This window comes from Salinisphaera sp. SPP-AMP-43 (genome assembly GCF_049568105.1).
In the GTDB taxonomy this organism is placed as follows: domain Bacteria; phylum Pseudomonadota; class Gammaproteobacteria; order Nevskiales; family Salinisphaeraceae; genus Salinisphaera.
Map to the genome: position 1 here is coordinate 93,310 of NZ_CP145335.1, position 25,238 is coordinate 118,547.

Below are 25,238 nucleotides of genomic sequence, written 5' to 3' on the forward strand. Positions count from 1 at the left end.
ACGACGGCCCGGCCGCGCGGTGCAACCCCAGGCTCGCATGCGCGCCGCGAGCCTTCTAAGCTGGGCTGGTGTCCGGCCCGTATCAGGAGACCAGAGATTGGACGTCTCGCTTGTCGAAGTGGTGATCTTTCTCGCTGCCGCCGTGATCTCGGTACCGATCGCCCAGAAATTGAAGCTGGGCTCGGTATTGGGCTATCTGCTGGCCGGCGTGGTGATCGGCCCGTGGGGATTCGGTCTGATCGGCCAGGTCGAGGAAGTCCTGCACCTGGCCGAGTTCGGCGTGGTATTCCTGCTATTCATCATCGGATTGGAGATGCAGCCGCGGCGGCTCTGGGCGCTGCGCAAGACCATCATCGGGCTCGGCGGGCTGCAGGTTTTGGCTACCGGACTCGTATTATCGTTGCTGATCGCCTGGGGCATCCATATGCCGCTGGCGCCGGCGGCCGTGGCTGGGTTTGCCCTGGCGTTGTCATCGACCGCCTTTGCCCTGCAGATGCTCGGCGAGCGCGGTGAGCTCACCTCGCGCCACGGACGCTCCTCCTTTGCCATTCTGTTGTTTCAGGACCTGGCCGTAATACCGCTTCTGGCGCTGTTGCCGCTGTTATCGGTGGGTAATACCGAGGTATCGCTGCTCGGCGGGATCGAAAAGACGCTCAAGGTGGCAGCCGTGATCGGCGGCCTGGTCGTCGGCGGGCACTATGTCCTCAAGCCGGTACTGCGGATCGTCGCGGCCACGCGCATGCAGGAGATCTTCATCGCCATGACCCTGCTGATCGTGGTCGGTACGGCCGCGATCATGGAGGCGACCGGCATCTCGGTGGCGCTGGGTGCGTTCGTGGCCGGCGTGCTGCTGGCCGACTCGGAATATCGCCACGAGCTCGAGGCCAATGTCGATCCGTTCAAGGATCTGCTGCTGGGGCTGTTTTTTATCGCCGTGGGCATGTCGATCAATCTCGGCCTGTTCGCCTCGCAGCCGTTGTATCTGTTGGTCTTGACCCTGGGATTGTTCGCGATCAAGGGCGCGATTCTATATTTACTGGCTCGTCGCCACGGCCTCGACCGGGCGGCCTCACGCAATCTGGCGGCCTATTTGGGCCAGGGCGGCGAATTCGCCTTCGTAATCCTGTCCACGGCTGTGGCCGGGCATCTGTTTGTACAGGCCGAAGCCGATTTGCTGGTGGCGACCGTGACGTTGTCGATGATGCTCACGCCGTTTGCCGTCCAGGGCGTGGCTTGGTTCAACCGACGTCATCGTGCCGAGGATAAAACGCCCGATTACGATACTCCGGCCGAATCCGAACACCCGGTGATCATCGCCGGCTTCGGACGCGTGGGGGGTATCGTTGCCCGTATGCTGCGGGCCAAGCGCATCGGCTTTGTCGCCCTCGAGGCCAACCCCGATCAAGTCGATTTCGTGCGGCGCTTCGGGGCCAGGGTCTATTACGGCGATGCCTCGCGGGTCGAGATGCTGCGTGCCGCTCGGGCCGAGGAAGCCCGGGTCTTGGTGCTGGCGATCGCCAGTGTCGAGGTCTCGCTGCGCACCGTGCACATGGTGCAGACGCACTTCCCGCATCTGAAGATCGTGGCTCGGGCCCGGGATCGTCGGCATGCCTATCAGCTGATGGATCTGGGGGTAGAGGTGTTCCAGCGCGATACCTTTCTATCCAGCGTCGCCCTGGCCGGCGACACCATGCGCGCGCTGGGGATTCGGCGCGAGGAAATCGAACGCGCCCAGAAGACCTTTCGGGCCCACGACCAGGCCCAGCTGGCCGAGCACTACAAGATCGCCGACGACGAGGAGCGGCTGGCCCGGCGGGCCCGCGAGGGCGCTGCGGAACTCGAACAACTGTTCGAGCGCGACGTCGTCGAGACGGCTTCCGACGAATCGCGCTAGGCTCTGTAGCGCGCCGGTCTGGCCCGGCGCGCTGCTCGCTCGCGGCTGTGGCGTCCCACCCGTGATCGGCTGCTATGCGGGTCTCGACCCGTCGCTAGTGGCGGGCTCGCTGATTGAGGTATTCGGTCAGCGCGAAGCCGGCCAGTAGCCAAAAGGCACCGACCAGCAAGCCGGCGGCCACGTCGCTGGCGTAATGTACCGACAACAGCATACGGCTGAAGGCGATGGTCGCGATCAGCGCGCTTGCCCAGTAGCCGAGTTCGAAACGCAGCGCCGGACTGGTCAGGTTGCGGCCGATGGCATAGGCGATGAAGCCATAGACCGCCATGGCGCCCGTGGCATGGCCGCTGGGAAACGACGGCGTTACGGCACTGGCAAATGTCAGAAAGTCGGGCCGATCGCGATCGATAGCGTATTTGCCGACATAGGTCAGCGCCTGGGAGCCGAGCACGGTCAGCATCAGCCCAGGGATGAAGCGATGTCGACGGTCGGACCATAGAAACGCCGCCGAGACCAGCACGACCGCGAGTAGGGTCATGATGTCGGCCAGATGCGTGATCTTGGCGAACACATGCAACAACTCGTCGTTGCGTATCGGCGCCAGCGCCGCGTTGATCTGACGATCCATGGTCACGATCTGTTCGCCTTCGATCACATCTTCGGCCAGATCGCTGCCCAACGAAACCAGATAGGCCGCCAACAGTACGATCAGGCTCAACGGCAGGCCGGTGAAGCGATCGGTCGCAAAACGCGCGGCCAGCCAGCTGCAGGTGCGTGGGAAACGGGCCACCACGGTGTCGACCAAACGTTGTCGACCGGGCACACGACGCGCCGAATGCAATGCAATCCGGCCGGTCTGTGGCGTGATCCAGCAGGCAAAACGCCAAATGAGACCGGCCAGTAAGCGGCCGATAAACAAGGCTCCGACGATCAACAGGGTCAGCCACCAAAAGGACAGTGGATCGTTCACGGGCAACTCGCTTCGCTCAGTGAGCGGACCAGTATACGGATCCCGCGTGCGTAACCGGTTTGTTAAGCTGCGCCGCGGACGGCGTTCGTTTGGTCGTCGATGATTATTGGGGAAACCACATCTCTTCCATGCAGGTCGTGCGAGTGACCGTGCGCTGGCTGGCTCGTATCGGCTACGGTGCGCGCGGTCTGGTGTATCTATTTTTCGGCATCCTGGCGCTGCGCGCCGCCTGGGAGCTGTCCGAAGCCGAGGATGTCCGCGGCACCTTGGTGGCGCTGCACGGCGAACCCGGCGGCCAGATTACGCTGCTCGTATTGGCGGCCGGCCTGAGCGCCTACGGCTTCTGGCGTTTCGTGCAGGCGGTATTGGATGTCGACCGGCATGGCTGGGGCCCGGGAGCACTGGCGGTACGGGGGGCGCTGCTGGTCAGCGCGGCCAGCCATGGTTCACTGGCCTGGGTCGGCTTCAAGCTGGCCATGAGCTGGTCCAGCGATCCGCAGGGCCAGCCTATCCAGCATGCCGTGGCGACGACCCTGGAGTGGCCCTACGGCCGAGAGCTGGTGGTGTTGCTGGGGACCGCCATCGCCGGCGCGGGCGTTGCACATCTCTATAAAGCCGCGGTCGGCGGTTTTCGCAAATGGTTCGAGGCCGGACCGCGAGCCATGTGCTGGATCGATCCGGTCAGCCGCATCGGACTGACGGCACGCGGACTGCTGTTCATCGGCGTAGGCGGATTCGTGATCTATTCGGCGATTACACTTGACCCCAGCGATAGCAAAGATGTGCAGGGCCTGTTGGTCTGGGTGCAGCAGCATGTCTATGGTCGGGTAGTGCTGGCCGTCTGGGCGGCCGGTGTGATGCTGTTCGGCTGCTATAGCATGATCGAAGCTTTCGTGCGCCGGGTCGGCCTTAGCCCGAGCTCGATGAGCAGCTTGAACGATACGGCCAACAGGCCAGCCGGTGGCCGGGCTGCGGTCTAGGCAATCAACATCGCATCGCCATAGCTCAAAAACCGATAGCCGCTGCGCACAGCATGGGCATAGGCAGCCAGTACCGCCTCTCGCCCGGCGAAGGCCGAGATCAGCATCAACAGGCTGGATTGCGGCTCGTGGAAGTTGGTGAAGATCGCATCTACGGCATGAAAGCTGTCGCCGGGCTTTAGAAACAACTGGGTTTCGCCGGTATAAGGCAGCAGTTGTCCCTGGCCAGCCTGGGCGGCGGTCTCCAGGCTGCGGACTGCGGTGGTGCCGACCGCGATCACCCGGCCACCGGCGGCCCGGGCTGCGTTGGCTTGTTCGCAGACCGAGGCCGGGACATTCACCCGCTCGGCATGCAGGCTCTGCTGGCGCACATCGCCTTCGCGCAATCGCTGGTAGGTGCCCGAGCCGACATGCAAGGTCACCGTGCCGAAGGAGACCCCCAGGGCAGCCAGGCTGTCCAGCAATGGCCGATCGAAATGGAGCCCGGCGGTCGGGGCTGCGACTGCGCCTTCGTGGCGCGCCCAGACGGTCTGATAACGCTCGCGATCGGCCAGCTCGTCGGCGCGTCGGATATACGGCGGTAGCGGCATGTGGCCATGCGCATCCAGCAGGTCATGGACCGAGGCAGCGGCGCCGGCCAGGGCCAGCGTATACAGCTCGCCTTCGCGGGCGACCACCCGTAGTTCGAAGTCGCCGATCGCGATCGTGGCTTCGGCCCGCGGCGGCTTGTTGGCCTTGATCTTGGCCGTCAGCCGGCCGCTGTCCAGAATGCGCTCGAGCATGACCTCAACGGCGCCGCCGGTTGCCTTGTATCCGTGCAGACGCGCTGCCAGTACCCGGGTATCGTTGAACACCAGTAGGTCGTTCGGACGCAGTAGATCGACCAGATCAGTGACCTGGCGATCGCCGATTTGGCCACTGGCGCGCTCGAGGGCGAGCAGGCGCGAGGCCCGCCGTTCGCTCAGCGGCGCCTGAGCGATCGAGGTCTCGGGCAGATCGTAGTCGAAATCGCGCTTGTCCATGCTCGCTTCACCGGTCGGAAGCCGCGAATTGTGGCGTCACCGCGCCGAGCCGGCAAGCCAGCCCAGCGCGGTGGTGACGTTGCGGTATGATCGAAAACATGCTGCATCTGTACGAATACGAAGGCTGTCCGTTCTGTCGAGGGGTGCGCCAAGCGCTGGCTGCACTCAGCCTCGACAGCATCGTGTTTCCCTGCCCACGTGGCGGTCGGCGCTTTCGGCCGCAGGCCGAGGCCGTCGGCGGCCGGCAGCAGTTCCCACTGCTGGTCGATACTGCGACGAATACCGTGCAGTATGAATCGAGAGACATCATCGGCTATTTGCAGAACCGCTACGCCGAGGCGGCGCTCGCGCCGCCGGGCATCGGCGAACTCGGCGCGGCCGCCGAGACCGAGCTTGCTGGGCTGTCGGGGATGCAGCTGCCGGGTGCGAGCGGCCGCCGGCCGCCGGCGCGACTGTTCGAACTGTACAATGACGAGGCCAGTGCACCGGCGTATCAGATCCGGGCGCTGCTGGGATTGCTCGAGCTGCCGTATATTCTTCGAAGTCCGGCCGTGTTGGCCCAGATTGGCGAATTGCCGGGCTGGGTTCGCCGGGCCGCGCCGGAAGCGCTCGATGCTGCGCACCCGCCGGCCCCGACCTTGATCGACCCCAACACTCAAACCGCCTTGTTCGATGCCGGCAGTATCGCGGCCTATCTGCAGGAACACTATTGAACCGGTACGGCGCCGTCGTTGCGGTGCAGGAGAGGATAATGCGCATCCCGAAACGATCGATTGGATGGTTGGCGCCGGTGTTGTTGCTGGCCGGCTGTGCCAACCAAAAGCCGGTGCTGTATGCCCAGGGTGGCTCGCCGGCCGGCGGCGACCAGGCGATTTCGGCCTGTATGGATCAGGCCCGGGCGGCCGGCCTGGATTATTCCAAAGGCCATGGCCAGACTGCGCGCAAGACCGTCGAGCGCGGCGCCGTCGGCGGCGCCGGCGGCGCTGTGGGCGGCGCGATCTACGGCGATGCAGCTCGCGGGGCGGCCGCCGGTGCCGCCGGCAGTGTCGCGGCCGGCCTGGTCAGCGATATGTTCCACCGCGATTCGAGCCCGGCGCCGGCTTATCGGTCCTATGTCGATCGCTGCCTGCGCGATCGTGGCTATCGCCCAGTCGGCTGGCAGTAGCAGGGCGCGCCGCAGGCCGTAACGGCCGTGCCGGACCCGACAAGGGGGCAATGCGCGGCGGATTACCGCTTATGGCGCGTTGCGCGTTGACTCTTGGCCGGCCACCATCGGCGAGTCTACGCCAAGCCCGTGCTGGACAAATGACGATGAACGGCCCGATGCGGTATCGCGAACGTCGCCTCGTCAGCGAGCCACGACCGGGCATGGCGCGGCCTTTCGGCTTTGGCCGGCGCTAGCCAATCAACCCCAGGCGTTCTGCGGCGTTGCCCGGCTCGATCGTGGCCCGCCGTGGTCAGCGGTGCGTGCCTTGGAGCACACGATCGGCGGACGCCCACATGCCACGCCTAAGAAACTTCAACAGGCTCTGGGAACACGAATGAGTTTATGGCGCGAATTCAAAGGTTTCGCCGTACGCGGTAACGTCATCGACCTGGCGGTCGGGGTAGTCGTAGGTGGCGCCTTTGGCAAGATCGTGACCTCGCTGGTCAACGACATCATCACGCCACCACTGGGACTATTGATCGGCGGCGTGGATTTCGCGAATCTCAAGTTCACCCTGCGACGGGCGACCGAGCAGGCGCCGGCGGTCACGCTCAACTACGGCAGCTTCGTTCAGACGGTGATCAATTTCCTGATCATCGCCTTCGCGATCTTCGTAGTGGTACGTCTGCTCAATCGACTCAAGCGCCAGGAGGCCGCGCAGCCCAGCCTGCCGCCGGCCCCCTCGCGCGAAGAAGTCCTGTTGACCGAAATTCGCGATGCACTACGCGAGCGCGGTTCATCGTCACACGCGAACCGCGACTAAAGCGATCGGCCAGCAACGACCGGCCCGGCTTTTCGACCAGTCCAGCCGGTCGTTCAGGCCAGTCGGCGGGCCCAGAATTCCAGTGCGCCGCGATAGGCTAGGCGCATTTTCTGGGCCAGGACCGCCGCCGTGAATTCGGCGCCGACCGGCGTGGTGCCCCGCAGTCGGGAGGTCCAGTGGACCCGGGTACGGTTGCCGTTGCTGCCGAGCGGCTGGAGCATGATGCGCGCGCCGATGTGATCGATCGGCAACGGGCATTCGACGATCCGATAGCCTAGCGATTCACCCGGTTTGTATTCCGTGATCTGTTCGACGAACCGCATGCCGGGCAATTGGATGACCCGTTCGGCACCAATCCCGCCGGGCTCGTTTTCGCCCGGCGTACGCAGCCATGCCGCGCGCACGCCCGGCAGGCTCGTATAGCCGGCGTGATCGGCGATGACGTCGAAGATCGTGGCCGCATCGGCTTCGAAATCGCGGCAGACGTGGAGCGTTTGCATGATTCGACTCGCCTCAAAAGAAGCGCATCCTAGCGCGTTTACGCCGTCTCTGTCGTCGTTGGGCGCATGTTGCAGCTTCGGTAGCCGCGCTAGACTGATGCTTAAACCCCCACTGTGATGGACGGATGGCATGAGTATGGTGACCACAACGACCCGCGCGCTGGCCGTGATCGCGGTGGCCGGTCTGCTGGCGGCGTGCATGAATCAGCCGCCGGAGCCGCGTCATCCCGGGCCATATAACGACCCAGTGGATGCCTTCGACGCGGTGGACACCCCCTACGACCCAAATAGTGCCTCCGGCCCGGGGCATCCGCTGTCCGACGATATCGCCCATCTGCGCGATGCACGCGAAGCCTATGAACACAGCCAGGCGGTCCAGGCGGCCCGACTGCGCGATCAGCAAAAACGCTGTCGGAACACGCCGGGCGCCAAGCTCGTGCACATCAACGATGGCTCGGGCGATCCCGATGCCGTCTATTGCCAGATGCCGGCCGGCAGCAACGGACAGGGCCAACCGGTCCAAGGCTCGAACCAGAATTCGAGCCAGGGCGGAGCGCCCAGCGACCGTCAGTAGTCATCGACTGGTCCGGGGCGGGTTGTCCGGGCGCACCGGCATCACCATTTCTCTAATATGAGCGTGGTAACTGAACAATCCGATCTGTGGGCGCTGGACTGGCGTAATCGTGCGGCAGCGATGGGCATGCCTTGGTATGCGCCGCAGCAGCCGAGCGCGATCGAGGCCCCGTATCCAGTGGCTTTCAACGACGATGTCGCAGCGCTGCTGGATATCGATGCCGAACGCGCCCGCCGCGAAGGCTATGCCGAGGTACTGTCCGGCAATCGGCTGCCGCCCGGTGCCGAGCCGGTCGCCCATCGCTACGGTGGCCACCAGTTCGGTATCTGGGCCGGCCAGTTGGGCGACGGCCGAGCGATCACGCTCGGCGATATGGTCAATGCCCGCGGCCAGGTCTACGACATTCAACTCAAGGGAGCGGGCAAGACACCGTATTCGCGCTTTGCCGACGGACGTGCGGTACTGCGTTCGACCATCCGCGAGTATCTGGGCAGCGAGGCGTTGGCCGGGCTCGGCATTCCGACCACCCGGGCGCTGGCAATCGTCGGCAGTGATGCGCCGGTGTATCGAGAAACCGTGGAAACCTCGGCTATTCTGACCCGGGTCGCGCCCTCGCTGGTGCGCTTCGGCAGCTTCGAGATGCTGTTCTACGATCGCCGTTTCGACGATCTGGCGCCGCTGGCCGACGCGGTGATCCAGCACCATCATCCCGAGCTCGCTGCGATCGAAAACGATTACGAACGCTATCGTGCCTGGGTGGTTCGGGTCATCGAGTTGACCGCGTCGTTGATCGCCGACTGGCAGGCGGTCGGTTTCTGCCATGGCGTATTGAATACCGACAATATGTCGGTGCTGGGTCTGACCCTGGACTATGGCCCGTTCGGTTTTATGGACAGCTTCGATCCGGACTGGATCTGCAACCATACCGACGAAGCCGGGCGCTATACCTATAACCGGCAGCCGGCGATCGGGTTATGGAATCTCGGCCGGTTCGTACAGGCGATCCTGCCCTTGCTGGCCGAAGAGCCGGACGCTGCGGTCGAGATCGGCCAGAATCTGCTCGAGGATTATCGCAGTGCCTATGATCGGGCCTATCAAGCCCGCATGCAGGCCAAGCTGGGGCTGGTCGAGGCCGCCGAGGGCGATGCCGAGCTGGTGGCCTCCCTGCTCAAGCTGATGGCCCGGGACGGCGCCGATTTCACCCGCAGTTTTCGGGCGCTGGGTGAGGTCTCGGCTGCGCCTTCGGCGAGCGCGGCGCCGTTTATCGACGAGTTCGTCGATCGCGAAGGCGCCGAAGCCTGGCTGGCCGATTGGCGGGCGCGACTGGGTGAGGCCGAGGCCGACGATGCTGCGCGCCGTGTTCGGATGCACTTGGTCAACCCGAAATACATTCTGCGCAATTATCTGGCCCAACACGCCATCGAACGCGCCGAAAACGGCGACTACAGCGAAATCGAGCGTTTGCATGCCATCCTGCGCCGGCCGTTCGACGAGCAGCCCGAGCATGCCGACTATGCCCGGCTGCCGCCCGATTGGGCGCGCGGACTGGTCTTGAGCTGTTCCTCCTGAACCACCGGGTTCAGGTTCGAGCCTCAGGTTCGAGCCATAGAAATGGTTGTCGTGCCGCTATGCGCCATATCGCAGGGCCGGTATAGCGTTACTGCGCAAGAGCGACCCGGCTGCCGAGACGCACGCTCGAAGCGGCCTCGTTCTTATCTCGATTGCCCGGCCGGCTGTCTATCCCGGCCAGCCGGGCTAGCCAAGCCAAGACTGCGTTTCGAGAGAACGCCGTTCGGCGCTAGGGCGTGTTGAGGTTTCGTGCGCGTTCGTGCCCAGCGCTGTTTGCAGGGCGGTTGGGCTGCAGGCCAAGGCGCCAGTAGCGGCATCGGTGCACTACGTCCGTAAGCGGCGACGCTGGATTATGGCCCACTGCCGTTGTTTCGAAGGGTTATGCCCGAAATCGCATCGGGCCGCGTGCCGCGCCTTGATCGGAGCTCGCCCAGAACCGGCGGCTTGCGGCCGTCTGCCAGGATTTGGGGCGGCAACGCGGCGCTCGGACGAAATCTCAACACGCGCTAGCTAGCGCCGGCAACGCTCATGGGCTGTGCCGCCGCGGCGTCGTCTATGCCAAACCCTGGGCTGGGGGCGAGATCGGCCAGCGGATGGCGGCCCGTCCAAGGCGGCACAAAATGACGATCGACGTAGTTCGCAGGGACTTCGGCGACGTGCTTAAAGCGCCAGCGAGGCTGTTGGTCTTTATCGATCAGCAAGGCACGCACGCCTTCCGGAAAATCTGGATGGGCACAGCACTGCAGGGCCATCGCCAGCTCGGTCTGAATAGCCTCTCGCAGCGATAGATAGCGCCCGAATTCGAGTTGGCGATAGACCAGATGGGCGGTGACCGGGCAGCCGGCAATGAGGTTGTGTCCGGCCTCGGCCAGCCAGGCATCGTCGGCCGTAGCCAAACCGCTCAAGCGTTCCACGATCTGGGTCAGATCGGCGCCGCTCGCAGCCTGGCGGATGGTATCCAGATGGGCTTGCAGGCGAGCTTCGCCAGCCTCGGCGGCCGGTCGAGCGGCTTCGGTCTCGGCCAGTATCCAGGCAACCGTAGTTTGCGGGTCGCGCCAGTCGTCGACCGCTGCCAGACCGGCCAGCACGTCGGCCTTGGCGGCGTGGCTGATGGCATGGTCGGCGAGGCCAGCGAACAGACTATCGGCGGCATTCAGGGAGGCGCCGGTTAAAGCCAGAAAACGAGCGAGATACGCTGGCATGCGATTGAAAAACCAGGTCGCGGCACAGTCCGGAAACAGCCCGATCTTGATTTCCGGCATCGCCAGACGGCTGGTTTCGGTCAGCACGCGGTGGCTGGCCGCGGCAAACACGCCACAGCCGCCGCCCATAACGATGCCGTGCCCCCAGGCAATACAAGGCGTACTCAGGCGGCGCAGATCGTGGCAGAGTCGGTATTCGGCGGTAAAAAAACGCTCTGGATAATCGGCTTCGCCGTCGCCCACGCTACTCCGATACAGATTGACGATATCGCCACCGGCACAGAAAGCCTTGTCGGAATCGGCATCGATGACAATCGCCACTACATCGTCGCGGGCTTCCCAGGCATCGATTGCCCGCTGTAGCGTCTCGACCATATCGAGCCGCAGGGCATTGAGCGCCTTCGGATGATTCAGCGTCAGCTGACCAAGGCATCGGCCATCGTTCAGCTTTATTTCAGTTTGGTGTACCCGCGGACCCGTCATATCATAGCTCCTTGGTTTAAAAGGGCTCCCTCGGCACGCCTGATCGTATCAACATCGCGACCAAGTTGTGCTAGATTTGTTCCGCACGGTCGGGGGTTTCCGGTCGGAGCAAAGCAATAATTAGGAGTTGCTACTATGATCAAGACGATCTTCAAGACAGCTTTCGCAGCTGGCATCGTCGTTGCCGCCGCTGGCTGTGCCAGCCAGAACGGCCCGATGCAGTCCCAGGTGGACCAGGCCATGCGGAAGGCTGAATCGGCTCAATCGACCGCCAACGAAGCACAGCAGACTGCCAACCAGGCGCTGCAGACCGCCAACGAAGCGAAATCGATGTCGCAGTCCAACTCGCAGCGCATGGAGCGTATGTTCGAATCTTCCCAGCAGAAGTAAGAGCTACGTTGCCGTAGGCCGCGCACATAGCGGCTCGGCCAGGCTCTGTCGTTTGTCGACAGAGCCTTTTTTATGTCCGCGCTACGCCTGTGCTGTCGGATCCGGCTAGTCCGGGCCGCCATCATGAGTATTGTCGGCGGTATCGTCTGAGGGGATCTCGCGACTCGGATCGGTACCGATGGTATGCGGCATACCGTCGGAATGCTGGACCACGGTTTCGGCGCGCTCCCAGCCGACCGGCGCGCCCGGATTGTCCTGGGTGGCCGCGATCAAGGATTGCACCCAGGGCGTATAGGATTTGACCGGCGCATCGCCGTTGGCATCGGGCGGATGGGCTTCCATGGTCAGCTGTTTGCCCTGCCAGCCCACCTTGTAAGGCTCGCTGACGATATTTACCGCGGTGCCTACCGAAGCCATCGAGAACAGCGCCGAAATATCCTCGGGAAACAAACGGATGCAGCCATGCGAGACGCGCATGCCGATGCCTTGCGGCTTGTTGGTGCCGTGAATCAAATAGGCCGGCAGGCCAAGGCGCAGAGCATACTGGCCGAGCGGGTTGTTCGGCCCGGCGGCCACCACATCCGGTAGTGGATCGCCTTTTTCAGCATGTTCTTTTTTGATCGAGGCCGGCGGGGTCCAGGTCGGATGCGGGATCTTCTGGGTGATCTTGGTCTCGGCCAGCGGCGTCGACCAGCCCTGGCGGCCAATGCCGATCGGGTAGGTAAAGACCTTGCCGTGATACTCGCTATCCTCTGGCGGAAAATAATAGATCCGCATTTCCGGGATATTGATCACAATGCCCTCGTGCGCAACATTCGGCAGCACGTAGGCGCTCGGAATCACCACTGGCGTGCCGTCGCCAGGCAGCCAGGGATCGACATCAGGGTTGGCCAGCCGCAGTTCGCGATAGCCGACATCGTACTTGCGGGCCAGGGCCACGAAGGTATCCGAGGCCTGAGTCTTGATGTGCTGTACCTGGCCGACGATGTCCGAACCAGGCGGCGGCATATCGTAGGCCGCAGCGAACACCGGTGTGGCGGCCAGACTCAGCCACAAAAGACCCAGCCGCAGAACCCAACGCAACAGACTCATGTCATCTCCCAAACGGCGCCGCTTGCATCGCGCGGCGAAGCACGACGGCCTCGGCGGCGCCGCCTAGGGCGACAGCCGTTCGATCTCCCAGACGTCGTCGTGGTCGCGATAATAGCGCAGCCGGTCATGCAGCCGGTTACGGCGGGCCTGCCAGAACTCAATGGACTCGGGCGCGAGCACATAGCCGCCCCAGTGCGAAGGGCGGGGCACGGCTTGATTGGCGAAGCGGCTTTCGGTGTCGGCTAATCGGCGTTCGAGCGCGGTCCGGTCGGGCAGAGTCTGGCTCTGCAGCGAGGCATGGGCGCCGATCTGGCTGCCGCGTGAACGGCGTTCGAAATAAGCATCCGAGGCCGCGCTGTCGATCTTGTTCACCGGCCCACGGACCCGGACCTGGCGCTCGAGCGGTTCCCACCAGAACACTAGGGCGGCATGCGGATGGGCCGCCAGAGCTTGGCCCTTGCGGCTGTCGTAGTTGGTATAAAAACGAAAGCCGGCGGTATCGAAGCCCTTGAGCAGCACGATACGCGCCGAGGGCAAGCCGTCCGGATCGACGGTGGCCAAGGTCATGGCGGTCGGCTCACGCATATCGGATGCGCCAGCCGCGGCATACCAGTCGGCGAACAGGGCGAGCGGGTCGGCCGGTACGTTCGACTCGACCAGATCGTCGCGGTCCAGTTCGCCCTGCCAAGCGCTTGGTTGATCACTCATCGACAGAGGTCCGCGCGATCAGTCTTCGAGGGTGAAGCCGATCTTGACCGTGACCTGCCAGTGCGCGATCTCGTTGTCTTCGATATGGCCACGGGTATCGATCACCTGGAACCAGCGCATGTGCTTGATCGTTTTGGAAGCCTCGGCCACGGCCTTGCGCACGGCGTCTTCTTGGCTGGTTTCAGAAGAACCGGTGAGTTCGACGGACTTATAGACGTTGTCGCTCATGACATGCGGTGGTTTATGGAATGATCAAGCAAGCCTACGCGGTGGCCGACGCCTGCTCAAGCCTCATCAAGGCAGCGCGCTGTGTTAAAAAAACGGTGTTTTCGTAATCTAAGGAGCCCTCGGTGAAAGCACTACGCATTATCGATACCGATGATGGCCCGCGTGGCCGGCTTGACGAGATCGAACAGTCGGCGTTGACCGAAGGCAACGTGATCATCAAGGCCCGGTATTCCAGCCTGAACTATAAAGACGCCCTGGCGATCACCGGTGCTGGCAAGATCGCCCGCCAGCGACCGCTCAATGCCGGCATCGACGTGGCCGGTGTGGTCGAGTCCAGCGACGACGATCGCTTTGCCTGTGGCGACGAAGTCCTGGTGACGGGCTGGCTGCTGTCGGAAACCCGTGACGGCGGCCTGGCCGAGTATGTCCGCGTGCCGGCCGACTGTGTGACTCGGCTACCGGCCGGGCTCACGCTCTGGGAATCGATGGCCCTGGGCACGGCCGGGTTCACGGCTGCCATGGCGATCAAGCGCATGCGCGACAATTTTCAACGCCCGGAACAGGGGCCGATCCTGGTAACAGGAGCGGCCGGCGGGGTGGGCAACTTTGCCATCGAAATGCTGGCACAGGCCGGATTCGCCCCGATCGCAGTCACCCGTCGGGTCGAAGCCCAGGGCGAGTGGCTCAGTGAACTCGGTGCGACCGACGTCATCGCTCCCGAGACGCTGGATCTGGGCGGGCGGCCCATGGGTAGCGAAAGCTATGGAGGCGCGATCGATGCCCTGGGAGGCTCGGTCCTGGCCGACATGCTGGGGCAGATCGTCCAGTTCGGTAATGTCGCGGCGATCGGCCTGGCAGCCAGCCCGAAGCTGGATACGATGGTGCTGCCGTTCATCCTGCGCGGGGTATCGTTGCTGGGCATCAACTCTGTGGAATGCCCAAGCCAGTGGCGCGCAGCGATCTGGTCGGATCTGGCTGCCGAGTTGAAGCCGGCCCATCTGGATCAGATCGCCGCTCAGACCATCGGCCTCGACCAGGTGCATGACGTTTGCGATGCGATCATTGCCGGCGAGCATGCCGGGCGTACCGTGGTTGAAATCGCGCGCTGAGCCGATCAGCAGCGTGCATGGCCGGCACAAGGCGGGCATGTCACAGCGACAGGCCAGAACCCGGCTGGCCTGCTCGGTTCGGCTTGCAAGACAGTGGTCGGCGTCGCCGGCCCAGGCATGGCGGTGCTTGGTTCAAAACGAGGGCGCTGAGTGAAATCTTCGACCCTCTGGGGCGGGCTGAAAATGGGCCAGTGCGAAAGTACATGGATTAGGGCTGGCCAATACCGTGCCGGCGCCAAGCGCGGCGCGGCCTCGAGCGCCGCCGAGCCGGCCTCCGAGGCCATCGGTTTGCAGGCGAACTACGAACGTATCGGGTCGGCTGCATCGAGCGACAAGACACTGTTTTCCAACAGCGCCTTTCAGTGGGTCACCATCGATCGCTGATTTGGCACGCTGCCGGGCTGGGCCGGCATGCCTTGCGCGCTCGCATCCGGTCGCTCGGGTAGCGCATATTGCGACTATCGGCCCGGCCACGTGCCGACCGGCTTGATCCGATGCTTTGCGATTCGCGTGCGGGCCGCGACGGCACCGGCTTCGACCAGGCACCATGGGCTGGATACGGTCCGTAGGGGGCGTTCCGGCCCGGTCCGCGCTCGTTCCACTGTCGACAAGGGGGTTCTATGATTCTGGCTTATTGGTGTGTCTTGATCGCGGCATTCATGCCGATCGGTTTCGTCGGCTATGCCAAATTTGCCGGCCAGCACAAGATGGGCAGCAACGACAATCGTCATCCACGCGAATGGCTGGCCCAGACCGAAGGCGCACAGAAACGTGCCTACTGGGCCCAGCTCAACGGTTTCGAGGCGTTTCCACCGTTCGCCGCCGGGGTGATCATCGCCGTGATTTCAGGCGGCTCGATCGGTGTCGTCAACCTGCTGGCGGTACTGTTCATACTACTGCGCCTGGTGTATGGCTGGTGCTATATCACCGATCGCGCCAGTCTGCGCAGTCTGGTCTGGGCTGGCGCGACGGCCTGTACGGTCGCGCTGTTCATTACCGGGGCAATCGGCTAGCAAATCTTTGATTCGTCGTGGCCCGGGAGGGGCAGGGCCGATTCCTCCCGGTGCGCGCCAAAAGATTTATTTCCCGAACCGGCGATCGCGGTATCCTCGACGTAGCGCATATCCGAACGATAATGCGCGCTCCAAGTGATCGATCGTGCCCGCGAGGTGGCTATGCAAACCAAACGATTGAATCTGGTGGATACCGCGTGGCTGAACGTGGAGACGCCCAATGCCCCGATGCAGGTCGGCGGTCTGCTGACCTTCAAAATTCCGGACGATGCACCGGACGATTTTTGCCAGCAGTTGGTCGACCATTGGCGACAGTTCCCGCAGGCCTTTCGGCCATGGAATCAGCGTCTGCGCTCAGGGCGTCTGCGCACGGTGGTGCCGGAATGGGAGCTGCTCGATGAGATCGATGTCGATTATCATTTCCGGCATTCAGCGCTGCCGTCACCCGGTGGCGAACTCGAACTCGGCACACTGACCTCGCGGCTGCACAGCCATCCGATCGATTTCGACTATCCGCCCTGGGAATGCCATCTGATCGAGGGTCTGGCCGGTCGACGGTTTGCGATCTATCTCAAGATCCATCATTCGCTGATCGACGGCGTGGCCGGCATGCGGCTGTTGGCCCGAGCCCTGGACGGGACCGCCGAAACCCGCGGCCGGCCGCCGTTCTGGGCGATCGAGCCGAAACGGCGCCGCCGCAAAAAAGCTCCGGAAGAAGCTCGCCCGGGCCTATATCGGGCCATGGCTCAGTTGGTCGGCGGCACCCGCGACCAGGTGAGCTCGCTGTCGGGGTTCGCCGGTGTGGTCCGTGACATGCTGCGTGCGGCCCGCTCAGGCAAGAATGCGATGGGGCTGCCGTTCGCGGCCCCGAGTTCGGTGCTCAATGGTCGTATCACGGCACCACGGCGCTATGCGACCCAGCTGTATTCGCTGGCCGAGCTCAAAGGGCTGGCGAAGAATGCCGGTGGTACGGTCAATGATATCGTGCTCACGATCTGTGGCACCGCGCTGCGGCGTTATCTGATGGAGATCAATGCGCTGCCTAAGAAATCGCTGACCGCGGGTATCCCGGTTTCGGTACGCACCGCCGACAGCGCCGACGATGACGACCACGGCAACGCGATCACCTTCATCATCGCGACCATGGCCACCGACGAGCCCGACACCAAAACACGTTTCGAAACCATTGCTGCCTCGACCCAAGCAGCCAAGGCGAGCCTGGAAAAACTCTCGGCAGCAGCGATTACCCAGTACACGATCGCGCTGATGTCGCCGTATATCCTGTCGCTGGTCTCGGGCATGGCCGGGCGTACCCGGCCGGTATTCAACGTCACGGTGTCGAACCTGCCAGGGCCGCGCAAATCGCTGTTCATCAACGGCGCGGAAATGGAGGCCTTCTATCCGACCTCGCTGGTCACCCATGGCCAGGCGCTCAATATCACCGTGCATGGCTATGCCGATACCATGGGCTTCGGTTTCATCGGCTGTCGAGACAGTCTGCCGTCGTTACAGCACATCGCGGTCTATGCCGGCGAGGCCCTCGACGAACTGCGCGCGCTGTATGGGCCCAAGCCCGAGGCGGCCCCAGCGCCTGTCGAAAGCCCGGCACAGCAGCCGGCGGCCGGCGCTTCCAAAAACGGCTCGAATGCGCAAAGCCAGGCGAAAAGCCAGAACAAGGGCCAAAGCAAAAGCCAAAGCAAAAGCCAGAACAAGACGTCGGCTGGCAAGACGGCCTCGCGCAAGACCAGCGCTCGCAGTCGTACGGCTTCGAGCAAAAACTCCGGGCGTGGTTCGAAAACGCCCGATAGCTGAGTACTGTTTCCATTCGTTTCTAGGTTGTCCATGTCCGCCGATATCCGCTCCGCCAGCCGTGTGCCGTTCGACACCGTCATCACGCGTATCGCCGACTATGTCTGCGACGTGGAAATCGACAGCGCCGAAGCGCTAGAGACCGCGCGTTACTGTCTGATCGACACCTTGGGCTGCGGTCTGCAGGCCCTGAACTATCCGGCCTGCACCAAACTGCTCGGGCCGGTGGTCGAAGGCGCGACCCTGGCCGACGGCGCCCGCGTACCGGGCACGGCCTATGCCCTGGACCCGGTGACCGCGGCCTTCAACATCGGCTGCATGATCCGCTGGCTGGACTTCAACGACACCTGGCTGGCTGCCGAATGGGGCCATCCGTCGGACAACCTCGGCGGCATCCTGGCGGTGGCCGACTACGTCTCGCGGCGCAATATCGCCAAGGGGCATGCCCCGCTGAGCCTGCGCGACGTGCTCATCGCCATGATCAAGGCCCACGAAATCCAGGGCATCCTGGCGCTGGACAACAGCTTCAACCGGGTCGGGCTGGACCACGTGCTGCTGGTGCGGATCGCCACCTGTGCCGTGGTCACCCGCATGCTCGGCGGCAACAAGCAAGAAGTCACTAACGCCGTCAGCCATGCTTTTGTCGACGGCGGGGCGTTGCGCACTTATCGGCATGCGCCGAACACCGGCCCGCGCAAATCCTGGGCTGCCGGAGATGCCACCTCGCGCGGCGTACTGCTGGCGCTGCGCGTACTGCGCGGCGAAATCGGCTACCCCTCGGCGCTGACCGCGCCCACCTGGGGTTTTCAGGACGCCCTGTTTCGCGGTAACGAAATCACCCTCGGCCAGGACTTCGGCAGCACCGTCATGGAACAGGTCTTGTTCAAGATCAGCTTCCCGGCCGAATTCCATGCCCAGACCGCGGTCGAAGCCGCGCTCACCCTGCACCCGCAGGTCGTCGACCGGCTCGAGGCCATCGAGCGCATCGTCATCGAAACCCAGGAATCGGGCGCACGGATCATCGACAAGACCGGCCCGCTGGACAACCCGGCCGACCGCGACCACTGCCTGCAATACATGGTGGCCGTGCCCTTGATCTTCGGCCGGCTGACCGCCGCCGACTACGAAGACGACGTGGCCGCCGACCCGCGCATCGACGCCCTGCGCGCCAAGATGAGCGTGGTCGAAAACGAACGCTTTACCGCCGAATACCTGGAAGCCGACAAGCGGGCGATCGGCAATGCTGTCCAGGTGGTTTTCGACGACGGCAGCGCGACCGACAAGATCTCGGTGGATTACCCGATTGGCCATCGCCGGCGCCGCGACGAAGGCATCCCCGAACTGAAGACAAAGTTCGCCGCCAATCTGGCGCTCAAGATCGCGCCCAAGAATGCCGAGCGCATCCACGCGATCGTGGCTGATCAGGCGCGTACCGAGGCCACGTCGGTGCCCGAGTTCACCGATCTGTTCGTGGTGTAGATCACTTTCCCATCCCAGGAGCCCAGGCTATGGCCGAAGCGATGATCGGCTGCCCGCTCTCGGCTGATCAGGCCGAGTGCGTACGCACGACGATCGATGCGTTACGTAACGCCCCGGACAGGGTAGACCGCGAGCATGTGGTCGCCTTGATCGCCGAGCTGACCGAAACCTCGTTCGAATATCATTTTCAGCGGCCGCTGCGCGATCTCGGGGTGGGGCTGGCTACCCGCAAGAGCATCGATGTCGGCCTGTCGGGGGCGATGCGCGTGATCCGCTCGAGCATGCAGCGGGTGGTCGGCGGGCTCGCTCCGGACCGCTATCCGCGCCTGGCGGATTTTCTCGAAGATGCTTATTTCACGAGCGCTACAGACGGCCGCCCCGAATAGCCGGCCGTCTGCGATCTGGTTTCTGGCTTACCAGCGGCCGAAAAAATTGCGCTCGCGCTTGTCGCGATGCCAGCGCCGGTCATGGGCATAGCGCCGGTGCTCGCCATGCCCACGGTATTGATGTTGATACCGGCGATCGTGAGCGTATCGGCGGCTGTCGCGATGCCGATGATCACCGCGGTAGCGATTGTGACCATAGTCGCCACGATAGCCGTCTCGCCGGTGGTATTGGCTGCTATGCCGCATGGGCAGATGATCGCGGACATTCACGGTCGAATGATCGTGGTGGCCGAAATCGCGGGCCTGGGCACCGACGCCGGCGCCGAGCAGAACCAGGCCGGCCAGCGGTGCGGCCAGGCTGAGGATGAAGGACTTGTGCATAGCGATCTCCATGCCGAATGCAATCGGTCTGTCGTATCGATAATCAGCAGTCTAGATCGGTCGTATGAATCGTTCATTAATAATTGAACGGTCGTGCCGGGCGCGGATTGATCGCATCGAATATGGCTTAAAAACCGACGACGCCGGGCGATCCGCCAAAGTCGAGGCCTGCGATGGGCAGCGAGCCGTTATAATCCGCGGCAACGCATCGATGGGATAGCGATTGCGCCCTCGATCAATGCGAAGCCGATTTCGATGAGCCTGCCGATATGAGCCACCAAGACGTCCCCGCTGCCTCTGAACAGAGCAAGGCCGGCAACAATTTTCTGCGTAACCTGATCGCCGAGCAGATCGCCTCGGGCGAGCAGACCGGCGAAGTAGTCACACGCTTTCCGCCCGAGCCGAATGGCTATCTGCATATCGGGCATGCTGCCTCGATCTGCTTGAACTTCGGCCTGGCCGAGTATTTCGGCGGTCGCTGCCGGCTGCGTTTCGATGACACCAATCCGGATGCCGAAGATCAGGAATACATCGATTCGATCCAGGCCGACGTGCACTGGCTCGGTTTCGAGTGGGATGGCGAGGCGCGTTTCACGTCGAGCTATTTCGATACGCTCTACGGCTATGCGCTGCATCTGATCGATGCCGGTCTAGCCTATGTCGATGAGCTGACGCCGGACCAGATTCGCGAATACCGCGGCACGCTCACCGAGCCGGGCATCAACAGCCCCTACCGCGACCGCGATCCGGCCGAGTCTCGGGCCCTGTTCGAGGCGATGGCCCGCGGCGAATACGCCGAAGGCACGGCCAGCCTACGCGCCAAAATCGATATGACCTCGGGCAATATCAATCTGCGCGATCCGGTGATCTATCGGATCCGCAACAAGGCCCATCACCAGACCGGCGATAAGTGGTGTGTCTACCCGTCCTACGACTTTGCCCATGGCCAGTCGGATGCGATCGAGGGTGTGACCCATTCGATCTGTACCCTGGAATTCGAAGATCATCGGCCGCTCTATAACTGGCTGATCGAACATCTACCGGTGCCGTCGCGCCCGGTTCAGTACGAGTTCGCTCGGGTCAATCTGAACTACACCATCACCAGCAAGCGCAAGCTGCGGCGGCTGGTCGACGAAAACATCGTCGACGGCTGGGATGATCCACGCATGCCGACTATCTCCGGCATTCGTCGGCGCGGTTATACGCCGGAATCGATTCGCAACTTCTGCGAAATGGTCGGCGTGTCGCGCAGTGGCGGTATCGTCGATGCGGCCATGCTCGAACATGCGATCCGCGACGATCTGAATACCCACGCCGCGCGTGCGATGTGCGTGCTGGATCCGCTCAAGATCGTGATCACCAACTGGGAAGCCGGCCAGGTCGAGACGCTGACTGCGCCGGGGCATCCCAATCGCGACGATATGGGCGAGCGCGAACTGCCGCTCACCCGCGAGATCTATATCGAAAAAGCCGATTTTCGAGAAGAAGCCAACAAGAAATACAAGCGCTTGGTGCTCGGCAAAAAGGTGCGCCTACGCAATGCCTATGTGATCGAGGCGCATGACGTGGTCAAAAACGACGCCGGCGAGATCGTCGAAGTCCATTGCCACTACGATCCCGATACCCTGGGTGCGAACCCGGTGGATGGGACCAAGCCCAAGGGGGTGATCCACTGGGTTTCGGCCAGCCACGGCCGCCAGGCCTTGGTACGGGTCTACGATCGGCTGTTCTCGATCGAGAATCCGGGCCGCGAGGACGATGTGCTCGACGGCCTGAATCCGGATTCCCTGAGTGTGTACCCGGACTGCTGGGTCGAACCGGCGGCCGCCGAAGTCGCGCCGGAAACCCGGCTGCAGTTCGAGCGCACCGGCTATTTCGTGGCCGATCGCTACGATCATGCGCCGGGCGCGCCGGTGTTCAATCGTGTGGTCGCGCTGCGCGATACCTGGGCCAAGATCGAATCGCGCGGCGACGCATGAGTCGAGCCGGTGGCGATCAACTCCTGCTGAGCAGCTCGCGGGCCGGCGATACCGGCTATCTCGAGCATGCAGCAGCCTGGATTGCAGAATTTGCGGCCGAGCGCGGGCTCGACTGTGGCTTGTTCGTGCCTTATGCCGCGGTCACCCAGAGTTATTCGGCCTATCATGGCCGGGTCGCCAAGGTGTTTGCCAAGCTCGGTATCGAGCTGGCTGCGTTGCACAAGGCCGCGGATCCGGCTGCGGCGATCGAGGCTGCGCCGCTGCTTGTGGTCGGCGGCGGCAATACCTTTGCCCTGACCGCGCGCCTGCAGGCCGACAGCTTGATGCAGCCGTTGGCAGAGCGGGCCCGCCGCGGTGCTTATATCGGCTGGAGCGCCGGCGCCAATATCGCGACCCCCAGCCTGGCGACCAGCAACGACATGCCGATCGTCGAGCCGGCCTCGTTCGCGACCCTGGCTCTGGTGCCGTTTCAGATCAATCCGCATTTCATGGGCGGCTCGGCGCCTGGTCACAATGGGGAATCGCGAGAGCAGCGGCTGGCCGAATACTGCGTGGCTAACCCCGATCGTCGCGTGATTGCACTGCCTGAAGGGCGGGCACTGTTGCGCCAGGGCTCGAATCTAGCCTTACTCGGCGGCGCTGCCTGGGGGTTCGATGCGAGCGGACAGCAGGCACTGGACGAGGCAGCCGATCTGAGCTCCTGGTTGGACGATTCCGGGTCTGCAGCGGTATGAAAAACGGCTATCCTGCGCTGTCTATAAAGAGTATCTCGAGGACTCGACCGCTATGGCCATGACCGACTGGGATGCATGCAGCGAGCGGCTGGCCGCCGGTATGGATGCGCTCGGTCTGTCGAGCGCGGCCGAGGTCCGTGAACGTCTGATCGCCTATCTGCACGAACTGACCACCTGGAACGCCACCTACAATCTCACAGCGGTCCGCGAGCCAGAGGCGATGGTCACGCGGCATCTGCTGGATTGTCTGGCCGTGTCGGATCTCGTGACCGGTACGAACGTGGTCGATGTCGGCACCGGGCCGGGCTTGCCCGGGCTGGTGTTGGCGATCATTCGGCCACAGCTTGCCGTGACGCTGGTCGAATCCAATCGCAAGAAGGCGACATTCCTGCGCCATGCCCGACGCCAGCTCGGTCTGGACAATGCCGAGGTCGTACAGTCGCGGGTCGAGGCCTATACCCCGGCCAAACGCTTCGACTGCGTGACCACTCGGGCCTTCGCCACCGCTGCCGACACGTTGCGCGGCGCCGGCCATCTGGTCGCGCCAAGCGGCCGGGTCGTACTCATGAAAGGGCGCGATCCGGCAGCCGAAATGGCTGATTTGCCACGGGGTTTTTACCATGTCGAGACGCGGCCGGTGAGCGTGCCCGGCCTGGATGCCGAGCGGCATGTCGTCATTCTTGCGCCGGAACTGACCTAGCCGGATAGGCAGCGCGGCTGGACGCCCGCGCACCGGCATACGCTAAACTCACCTCGCGCGCCGCATGCGCCATGTTCGAACGCGGCGCCAACCGCCAGGCTATTTTTTCAATGAGCAACATCATCGCGATCGCCAACCAGAAGGGCGGGGTCGGCAAGACCACCACCGCTGTCAATCTGGCCGCTGCATTGGCGGAGGCCGAACAGCGCGTACTGCTGATCGATATGGATGCCCAAGGCAACGCCACCATGGGTGTCGGCGTGGACAAAAACGCCTTAGAGGCCACGGTCTGCGACTTCCTGCTGGGCGACAAAGGCGTGGCCGAGGCCTTGGAAGTGGTCAACGACGGCCAGTTCTATCTGCTCGGTGCCAACAGCGACATGACCGCGGCCGAAGTCGGGCTACGCGAGCGCGGCGATGGCCGATCGGCGCTCAAGCGCGCGCTGGGCTCGATCGCCGACAGCTTCGATTATGTGGTCATCGACTGCCCACCGGCCCTGTCGATGCTGACCGTCAATGCTTTGGTCGCTGCGCGCGGCGTGATCATTCCGATGCAGTGTGAATACTATGCGCTGGAAGGGCTGTCGGCGCTGCTGGAGACGATCGAGAGCGTGCGCAGCCGGATCAATCCGGAGCTGACTGTCGAAGGCGTGCTGCGGACCATGTACGACAATCGCAATCGGTTGACGGGCGATGTATCGGCCCAGCTGATCGATTATTTCGGCGATTCCGTCTACGAAACCGTGATTCCGCGCAATGTGCGCCTGGCCGAAGCGCCCAGCCATGGGCTGTCGATCATAGCCTACGACGGCAGCGCGACCGGAGCGAAGGCCTATCGTCAGCTGGCCGCGGAAATCCTCGGTCGCGATGACAGTGAGGTCGTGGATGCGCCGACCGATGGGGCGCGGCGTGCGGTATCCTCGCTGTTCGGGCGCCGTCGCAAGCGCGGCTGACACGCTCGTCCATAAGACATAACACGCCGGTCGGCCATCAGCGGCCGGCCGTGATTGTACAATCCGTTGCACCCGCCGCTCAGGCATAAGCGCCGTCTTTTCGACGGTTTGCGGCGAACCCGGAGTATCAGGCAGAGCTATGGCACAAAAAAAGCGGGGCCTCGGCCGGGGCCTGGAATCCCTGCTCGCGAACGACTACAACGAAGCGGCGGCTTCCGGCGCGCTGAGCGACGTGGCGCTCGATCATCTGTCACCGGGGCGCTATCAGCCGCGCCGCGATATGGATGCCGATGCGCTGGACGCGTTGGCGCAATCGATCCGGGCCCAGGGCGTGATTCAGCCTTTAGTCGTACGTCGACGCGACGACGACCCGGAGCGCTACGAGATCATCGCCGGCGAGCGCCGCTGGCGGGCGGCCCATATCGCTGGCCTGTCCACGGTTCCGGCCGTGGTCCGCGAGCTGGCCGACGATGCAGCCATGGCGATCGCGCTGATCGAGAATATTCAGCGCGAAGACCTCAATCCGCTGGAAGTCTCGGCAGCGCTCAAGCGTCTGATCGAAGAATACGGCATGACCCATGCCGCCTGTGCCGAGGCAGTGGGCCGCTCGCGGGCCTCGGTATCGAATCTGCTACGGCTTGCGGATCTGAATACCGATGTGGCCGATCGTCTGCGGGCCGGCGAGATCGAGATGGGACATGCCAGAGCCCTGCTGGCACTGGCCGGCGACGAGCAGTCGCAGGCCGCCGAGCGGGTGGTGGCCCGTCGTCTGACCGTACGCCAGACCGAGTCACTGGTCCGAACCCTGCTCGCTGGCGAGAGCGCTGCCGAACCGAAGCCGGCGCGCGACGCGACCGTGGAACGGCTCGAGTCGAGTCTTGCCAAACGCCTCGAGGCCGGCGTGCGTATCGAGCCGGACCGTCGCGGCGGTGGGCGCGTGGTGATCCGCTACACATCCGCCGAGGAATTGGACGCGCTGGTCGGTCGCTTCGAATAGTTGTATAATGCCAGCACCGCGGTGTGGGCCGCGGCGTCTTCGGCTGCGTGTTGCTCGAGTGTTACGAGGTGGGTACACTTCGTACTCATTCGGAGCGGTCTCGTGCGAGCCGCCGG

27 protein-coding genes are annotated in these 25,238 nt (G+C 63.6%); 19 read left to right on the forward strand and 8 right to left on the reverse strand.

Annotated elements, in window-relative coordinates; translation table 11 throughout:
- Nucleotides 1–97 precede the first annotated feature (97 nt).
- Nucleotides 98–1,894, forward strand: a complete 1,797-nt coding sequence (locus V5738_RS00355; protein ID WP_423822404.1) for a monovalent cation:proton antiporter-2 (CPA2) family protein — start codon at nucleotides 98–100, stop codon at nucleotides 1,892–1,894.
- 94 nt (nucleotides 1,895–1,988) lie between these two features.
- On the opposite strand, the gene V5738_RS00360 is transcribed toward V5738_RS00355, so the two are convergent.
- Complete coding sequence (locus V5738_RS00360) at nucleotides 1,989–2,864, reverse strand: phosphatase PAP2 family protein (RefSeq protein WP_423822405.1); 876 nt, start codon at nucleotides 2,862–2,864, stop codon at nucleotides 1,989–1,991.
- Nucleotides 2,865–2,992: 128 nt separating this feature from the next.
- Here V5738_RS00360 and V5738_RS00365 point away from each other — a divergent pair, with 128 nt between their 5' ends.
- Nucleotides 2,993–3,844 (forward strand): DUF1206 domain-containing protein, encoded by an 852-nt coding sequence (locus tag V5738_RS00365; protein ID WP_423822406.1) that lies wholly within the window; start codon nucleotides 2,993–2,995, stop codon nucleotides 3,842–3,844.
- On the opposite strand, the gene queA is transcribed toward V5738_RS00365, so the two are convergent.
- On the reverse strand, nucleotides 3,841–4,866 hold the full coding sequence (gene queA, locus V5738_RS00370; RefSeq protein WP_423822407.1) for a tRNA preQ1(34) S-adenosylmethionine ribosyltransferase-isomerase QueA: 1,026 nt from the start codon (nucleotides 4,864–4,866) through the stop codon (nucleotides 3,841–3,843). The genes V5738_RS00365 and queA overlap by 4 nt on opposite strands.
- A gap of 86 nt (nucleotides 4,867–4,952) precedes the next feature.
- Between queA and V5738_RS00375 the strand changes: the two genes are divergently transcribed.
- The 3 genes from V5738_RS00375 (at nucleotide 4,953) to mscL (ending at nucleotide 6,836) form a co-directional block, all read left to right on the forward strand.
- Complete coding sequence (locus V5738_RS00375; RefSeq protein ID WP_423822408.1) at nucleotides 4,953–5,579, forward strand: glutathione S-transferase N-terminal domain-containing protein; 627 nt, start codon at nucleotides 4,953–4,955, stop codon at nucleotides 5,577–5,579.
- A 38-nt stretch (nucleotides 5,580–5,617) separates the two neighbouring features.
- Nucleotides 5,618–6,031, forward strand: a complete 414-nt coding sequence (locus V5738_RS00380; protein WP_423822409.1) for a hypothetical protein — start codon at nucleotides 5,618–5,620, stop codon at nucleotides 6,029–6,031.
- A 376-nt stretch (nucleotides 6,032–6,407) separates the two neighbouring features.
- Complete coding sequence (gene mscL / locus V5738_RS00385; RefSeq protein WP_423822410.1) at nucleotides 6,408–6,836, forward strand: large-conductance mechanosensitive channel protein MscL; 429 nt, start codon at nucleotides 6,408–6,410, stop codon at nucleotides 6,834–6,836.
- A 53-nt stretch (nucleotides 6,837–6,889) separates the two neighbouring features.
- Here mscL and V5738_RS00390 read toward each other — a convergent pair whose 3' ends face one another.
- Complete coding sequence (locus V5738_RS00390) at nucleotides 6,890–7,336, reverse strand: SRPBCC family protein (RefSeq protein ID WP_423822411.1); 447 nt, start codon at nucleotides 7,334–7,336, stop codon at nucleotides 6,890–6,892.
- 130 nt (nucleotides 7,337–7,466) lie between these two features.
- On the opposite strand from V5738_RS00390, the gene V5738_RS00395 reads away from it, so the two are divergent.
- On the forward strand, nucleotides 7,467–7,910 hold the full coding sequence (locus tag V5738_RS00395) for a hypothetical protein (RefSeq protein ID WP_423822412.1): 444 nt from the start codon (nucleotides 7,467–7,469) through the stop codon (nucleotides 7,908–7,910).
- A gap of 57 nt (nucleotides 7,911–7,967) precedes the next feature.
- The gene (locus V5738_RS00400) at nucleotides 7,968–9,479 is read left to right on the forward strand and encodes a protein adenylyltransferase SelO (protein WP_423822413.1); all 1,512 of its coding nucleotides are present in this window, start codon (nucleotides 7,968–7,970) and stop codon (nucleotides 9,477–9,479) included.
- A gap of 506 nt (nucleotides 9,480–9,985) precedes the next feature.
- Here the strand turns inward: V5738_RS00400 and V5738_RS00405 are convergent.
- The gene (locus V5738_RS00405; RefSeq protein WP_423822414.1) at nucleotides 9,986–11,164 is read right to left on the reverse strand and encodes an enoyl-CoA hydratase/isomerase family protein; all 1,179 of its coding nucleotides are present in this window, start codon (nucleotides 11,162–11,164) and stop codon (nucleotides 9,986–9,988) included.
- Nucleotides 11,165–11,299: 135 nt separating this feature from the next.
- Between V5738_RS00405 and V5738_RS00410 the strand changes: the two genes are divergently transcribed.
- Nucleotides 11,300–11,554 (forward strand): Lpp/OprI family alanine-zipper lipoprotein, encoded by a 255-nt coding sequence (locus V5738_RS00410; RefSeq protein WP_423822415.1) that lies wholly within the window; start codon nucleotides 11,300–11,302, stop codon nucleotides 11,552–11,554.
- Between the two features lie 105 nt (nucleotides 11,555–11,659).
- Here V5738_RS00410 and V5738_RS00415 read toward each other — a convergent pair whose 3' ends face one another.
- The 3 genes from V5738_RS00415 to V5738_RS00425 all read right to left on the reverse strand — a co-directional run bounded on the left by V5738_RS00415 (nucleotide 11,660) and on the right by V5738_RS00425 (nucleotide 13,582).
- Complete coding sequence (locus tag V5738_RS00415) at nucleotides 11,660–12,646, reverse strand: L,D-transpeptidase family protein (RefSeq protein WP_423822416.1); 987 nt, start codon at nucleotides 12,644–12,646, stop codon at nucleotides 11,660–11,662.
- Between the two features lie 63 nt (nucleotides 12,647–12,709).
- Nucleotides 12,710–13,354 carry a pyridoxamine 5'-phosphate oxidase gene (gene pdxH / locus V5738_RS00420; protein ID WP_423822417.1) on the reverse strand — a complete coding sequence of 215 codons (645 nt, stop codon included), beginning with the start codon at nucleotides 13,352–13,354 and terminating at the stop codon, nucleotides 12,710–12,712.
- 18 nt (nucleotides 13,355–13,372) lie between these two features.
- Complete coding sequence (locus V5738_RS00425; protein WP_423822418.1) at nucleotides 13,373–13,582, reverse strand: dodecin; 210 nt, start codon at nucleotides 13,580–13,582, stop codon at nucleotides 13,373–13,375.
- Between the two features lie 122 nt (nucleotides 13,583–13,704).
- Here V5738_RS00425 and V5738_RS00430 point away from each other — a divergent pair, with 122 nt between their 5' ends.
- The 6 genes from V5738_RS00430 (at nucleotide 13,705) to V5738_RS00455 (ending at nucleotide 19,378) form a co-directional block, all read left to right on the forward strand.
- On the forward strand, nucleotides 13,705–14,691 hold the full coding sequence (locus V5738_RS00430; RefSeq protein ID WP_423822419.1) for an acryloyl-CoA reductase: 987 nt from the start codon (nucleotides 13,705–13,707) through the stop codon (nucleotides 14,689–14,691).
- Nucleotides 14,692–14,841: 150 nt separating this feature from the next.
- Nucleotides 14,842–15,075 (forward strand): hypothetical protein, encoded by a 234-nt coding sequence (locus V5738_RS00435; RefSeq protein WP_423822420.1) that lies wholly within the window; start codon nucleotides 14,842–14,844, stop codon nucleotides 15,073–15,075.
- Between the two features lie 236 nt (nucleotides 15,076–15,311).
- A complete protein-coding gene (locus V5738_RS00440) occupies nucleotides 15,312–15,704 on the forward strand; it encodes an MAPEG family protein (RefSeq protein WP_423822421.1) in 393 nt (130 codons plus the stop codon).
- Between the two features lie 162 nt (nucleotides 15,705–15,866).
- Nucleotides 15,867–17,516: a wax ester/triacylglycerol synthase family O-acyltransferase gene (locus tag V5738_RS00445; RefSeq protein WP_423822422.1), complete on the forward strand. Its 1,650-nt coding sequence runs from the start codon at nucleotides 15,867–15,869 to the stop codon at nucleotides 17,514–17,516.
- Between the two features lie 30 nt (nucleotides 17,517–17,546).
- The gene (locus tag V5738_RS00450; protein ID WP_423822423.1) at nucleotides 17,547–18,992 is read left to right on the forward strand and encodes a bifunctional 2-methylcitrate dehydratase/aconitate hydratase; all 1,446 of its coding nucleotides are present in this window, start codon (nucleotides 17,547–17,549) and stop codon (nucleotides 18,990–18,992) included.
- Between the two features lie 29 nt (nucleotides 18,993–19,021).
- On the forward strand, nucleotides 19,022–19,378 hold the full coding sequence (locus V5738_RS00455; protein WP_423822424.1) for a hypothetical protein: 357 nt from the start codon (nucleotides 19,022–19,024) through the stop codon (nucleotides 19,376–19,378).
- 27 nt (nucleotides 19,379–19,405) lie between these two features.
- On the opposite strand, the gene V5738_RS00460 is transcribed toward V5738_RS00455, so the two are convergent.
- Complete coding sequence (locus tag V5738_RS00460; protein WP_423822425.1) at nucleotides 19,406–19,759, reverse strand: hypothetical protein; 354 nt, start codon at nucleotides 19,757–19,759, stop codon at nucleotides 19,406–19,408.
- A gap of 269 nt (nucleotides 19,760–20,028) precedes the next feature.
- Here V5738_RS00460 and V5738_RS00465 point away from each other — a divergent pair, with 269 nt between their 5' ends.
- The 5 genes from V5738_RS00465 (at nucleotide 20,029) to V5738_RS00485 (ending at nucleotide 25,122) form a co-directional block, all read left to right on the forward strand.
- Nucleotides 20,029–21,738, forward strand: coding sequence for a glutamine--tRNA ligase/YqeY domain fusion protein (locus V5738_RS00465; protein WP_423822426.1), 1,710 nt, complete (start codon nucleotides 20,029–20,031; stop codon nucleotides 21,736–21,738).
- Nucleotides 21,735–22,472 (forward strand): dipeptidase PepE, encoded by a 738-nt coding sequence (gene pepE, locus V5738_RS00470; RefSeq protein WP_423822427.1) that lies wholly within the window; start codon nucleotides 21,735–21,737, stop codon nucleotides 22,470–22,472. The genes V5738_RS00465 and pepE overlap by 4 nt, the downstream gene beginning before the upstream one ends.
- Nucleotides 22,473–22,524: 52 nt before the next feature.
- On the forward strand, nucleotides 22,525–23,172 hold the full coding sequence (gene rsmG, locus V5738_RS00475; RefSeq protein ID WP_423822428.1) for a 16S rRNA (guanine(527)-N(7))-methyltransferase RsmG: 648 nt from the start codon (nucleotides 22,525–22,527) through the stop codon (nucleotides 23,170–23,172).
- A gap of 110 nt (nucleotides 23,173–23,282) precedes the next feature.
- Entirely contained in the window at nucleotides 23,283–24,125 is an 843-nt protein-coding gene (locus V5738_RS00480; protein ID WP_423822429.1) for a ParA family protein, read from the forward strand.
- Nucleotides 24,126–24,264: 139 nt separating this feature from the next.
- Complete coding sequence (locus tag V5738_RS00485; RefSeq protein ID WP_423822430.1) at nucleotides 24,265–25,122, forward strand: ParB/RepB/Spo0J family partition protein; 858 nt, start codon at nucleotides 24,265–24,267, stop codon at nucleotides 25,120–25,122.
- Nucleotides 25,123–25,238: the final 116 nt, after the last annotated feature.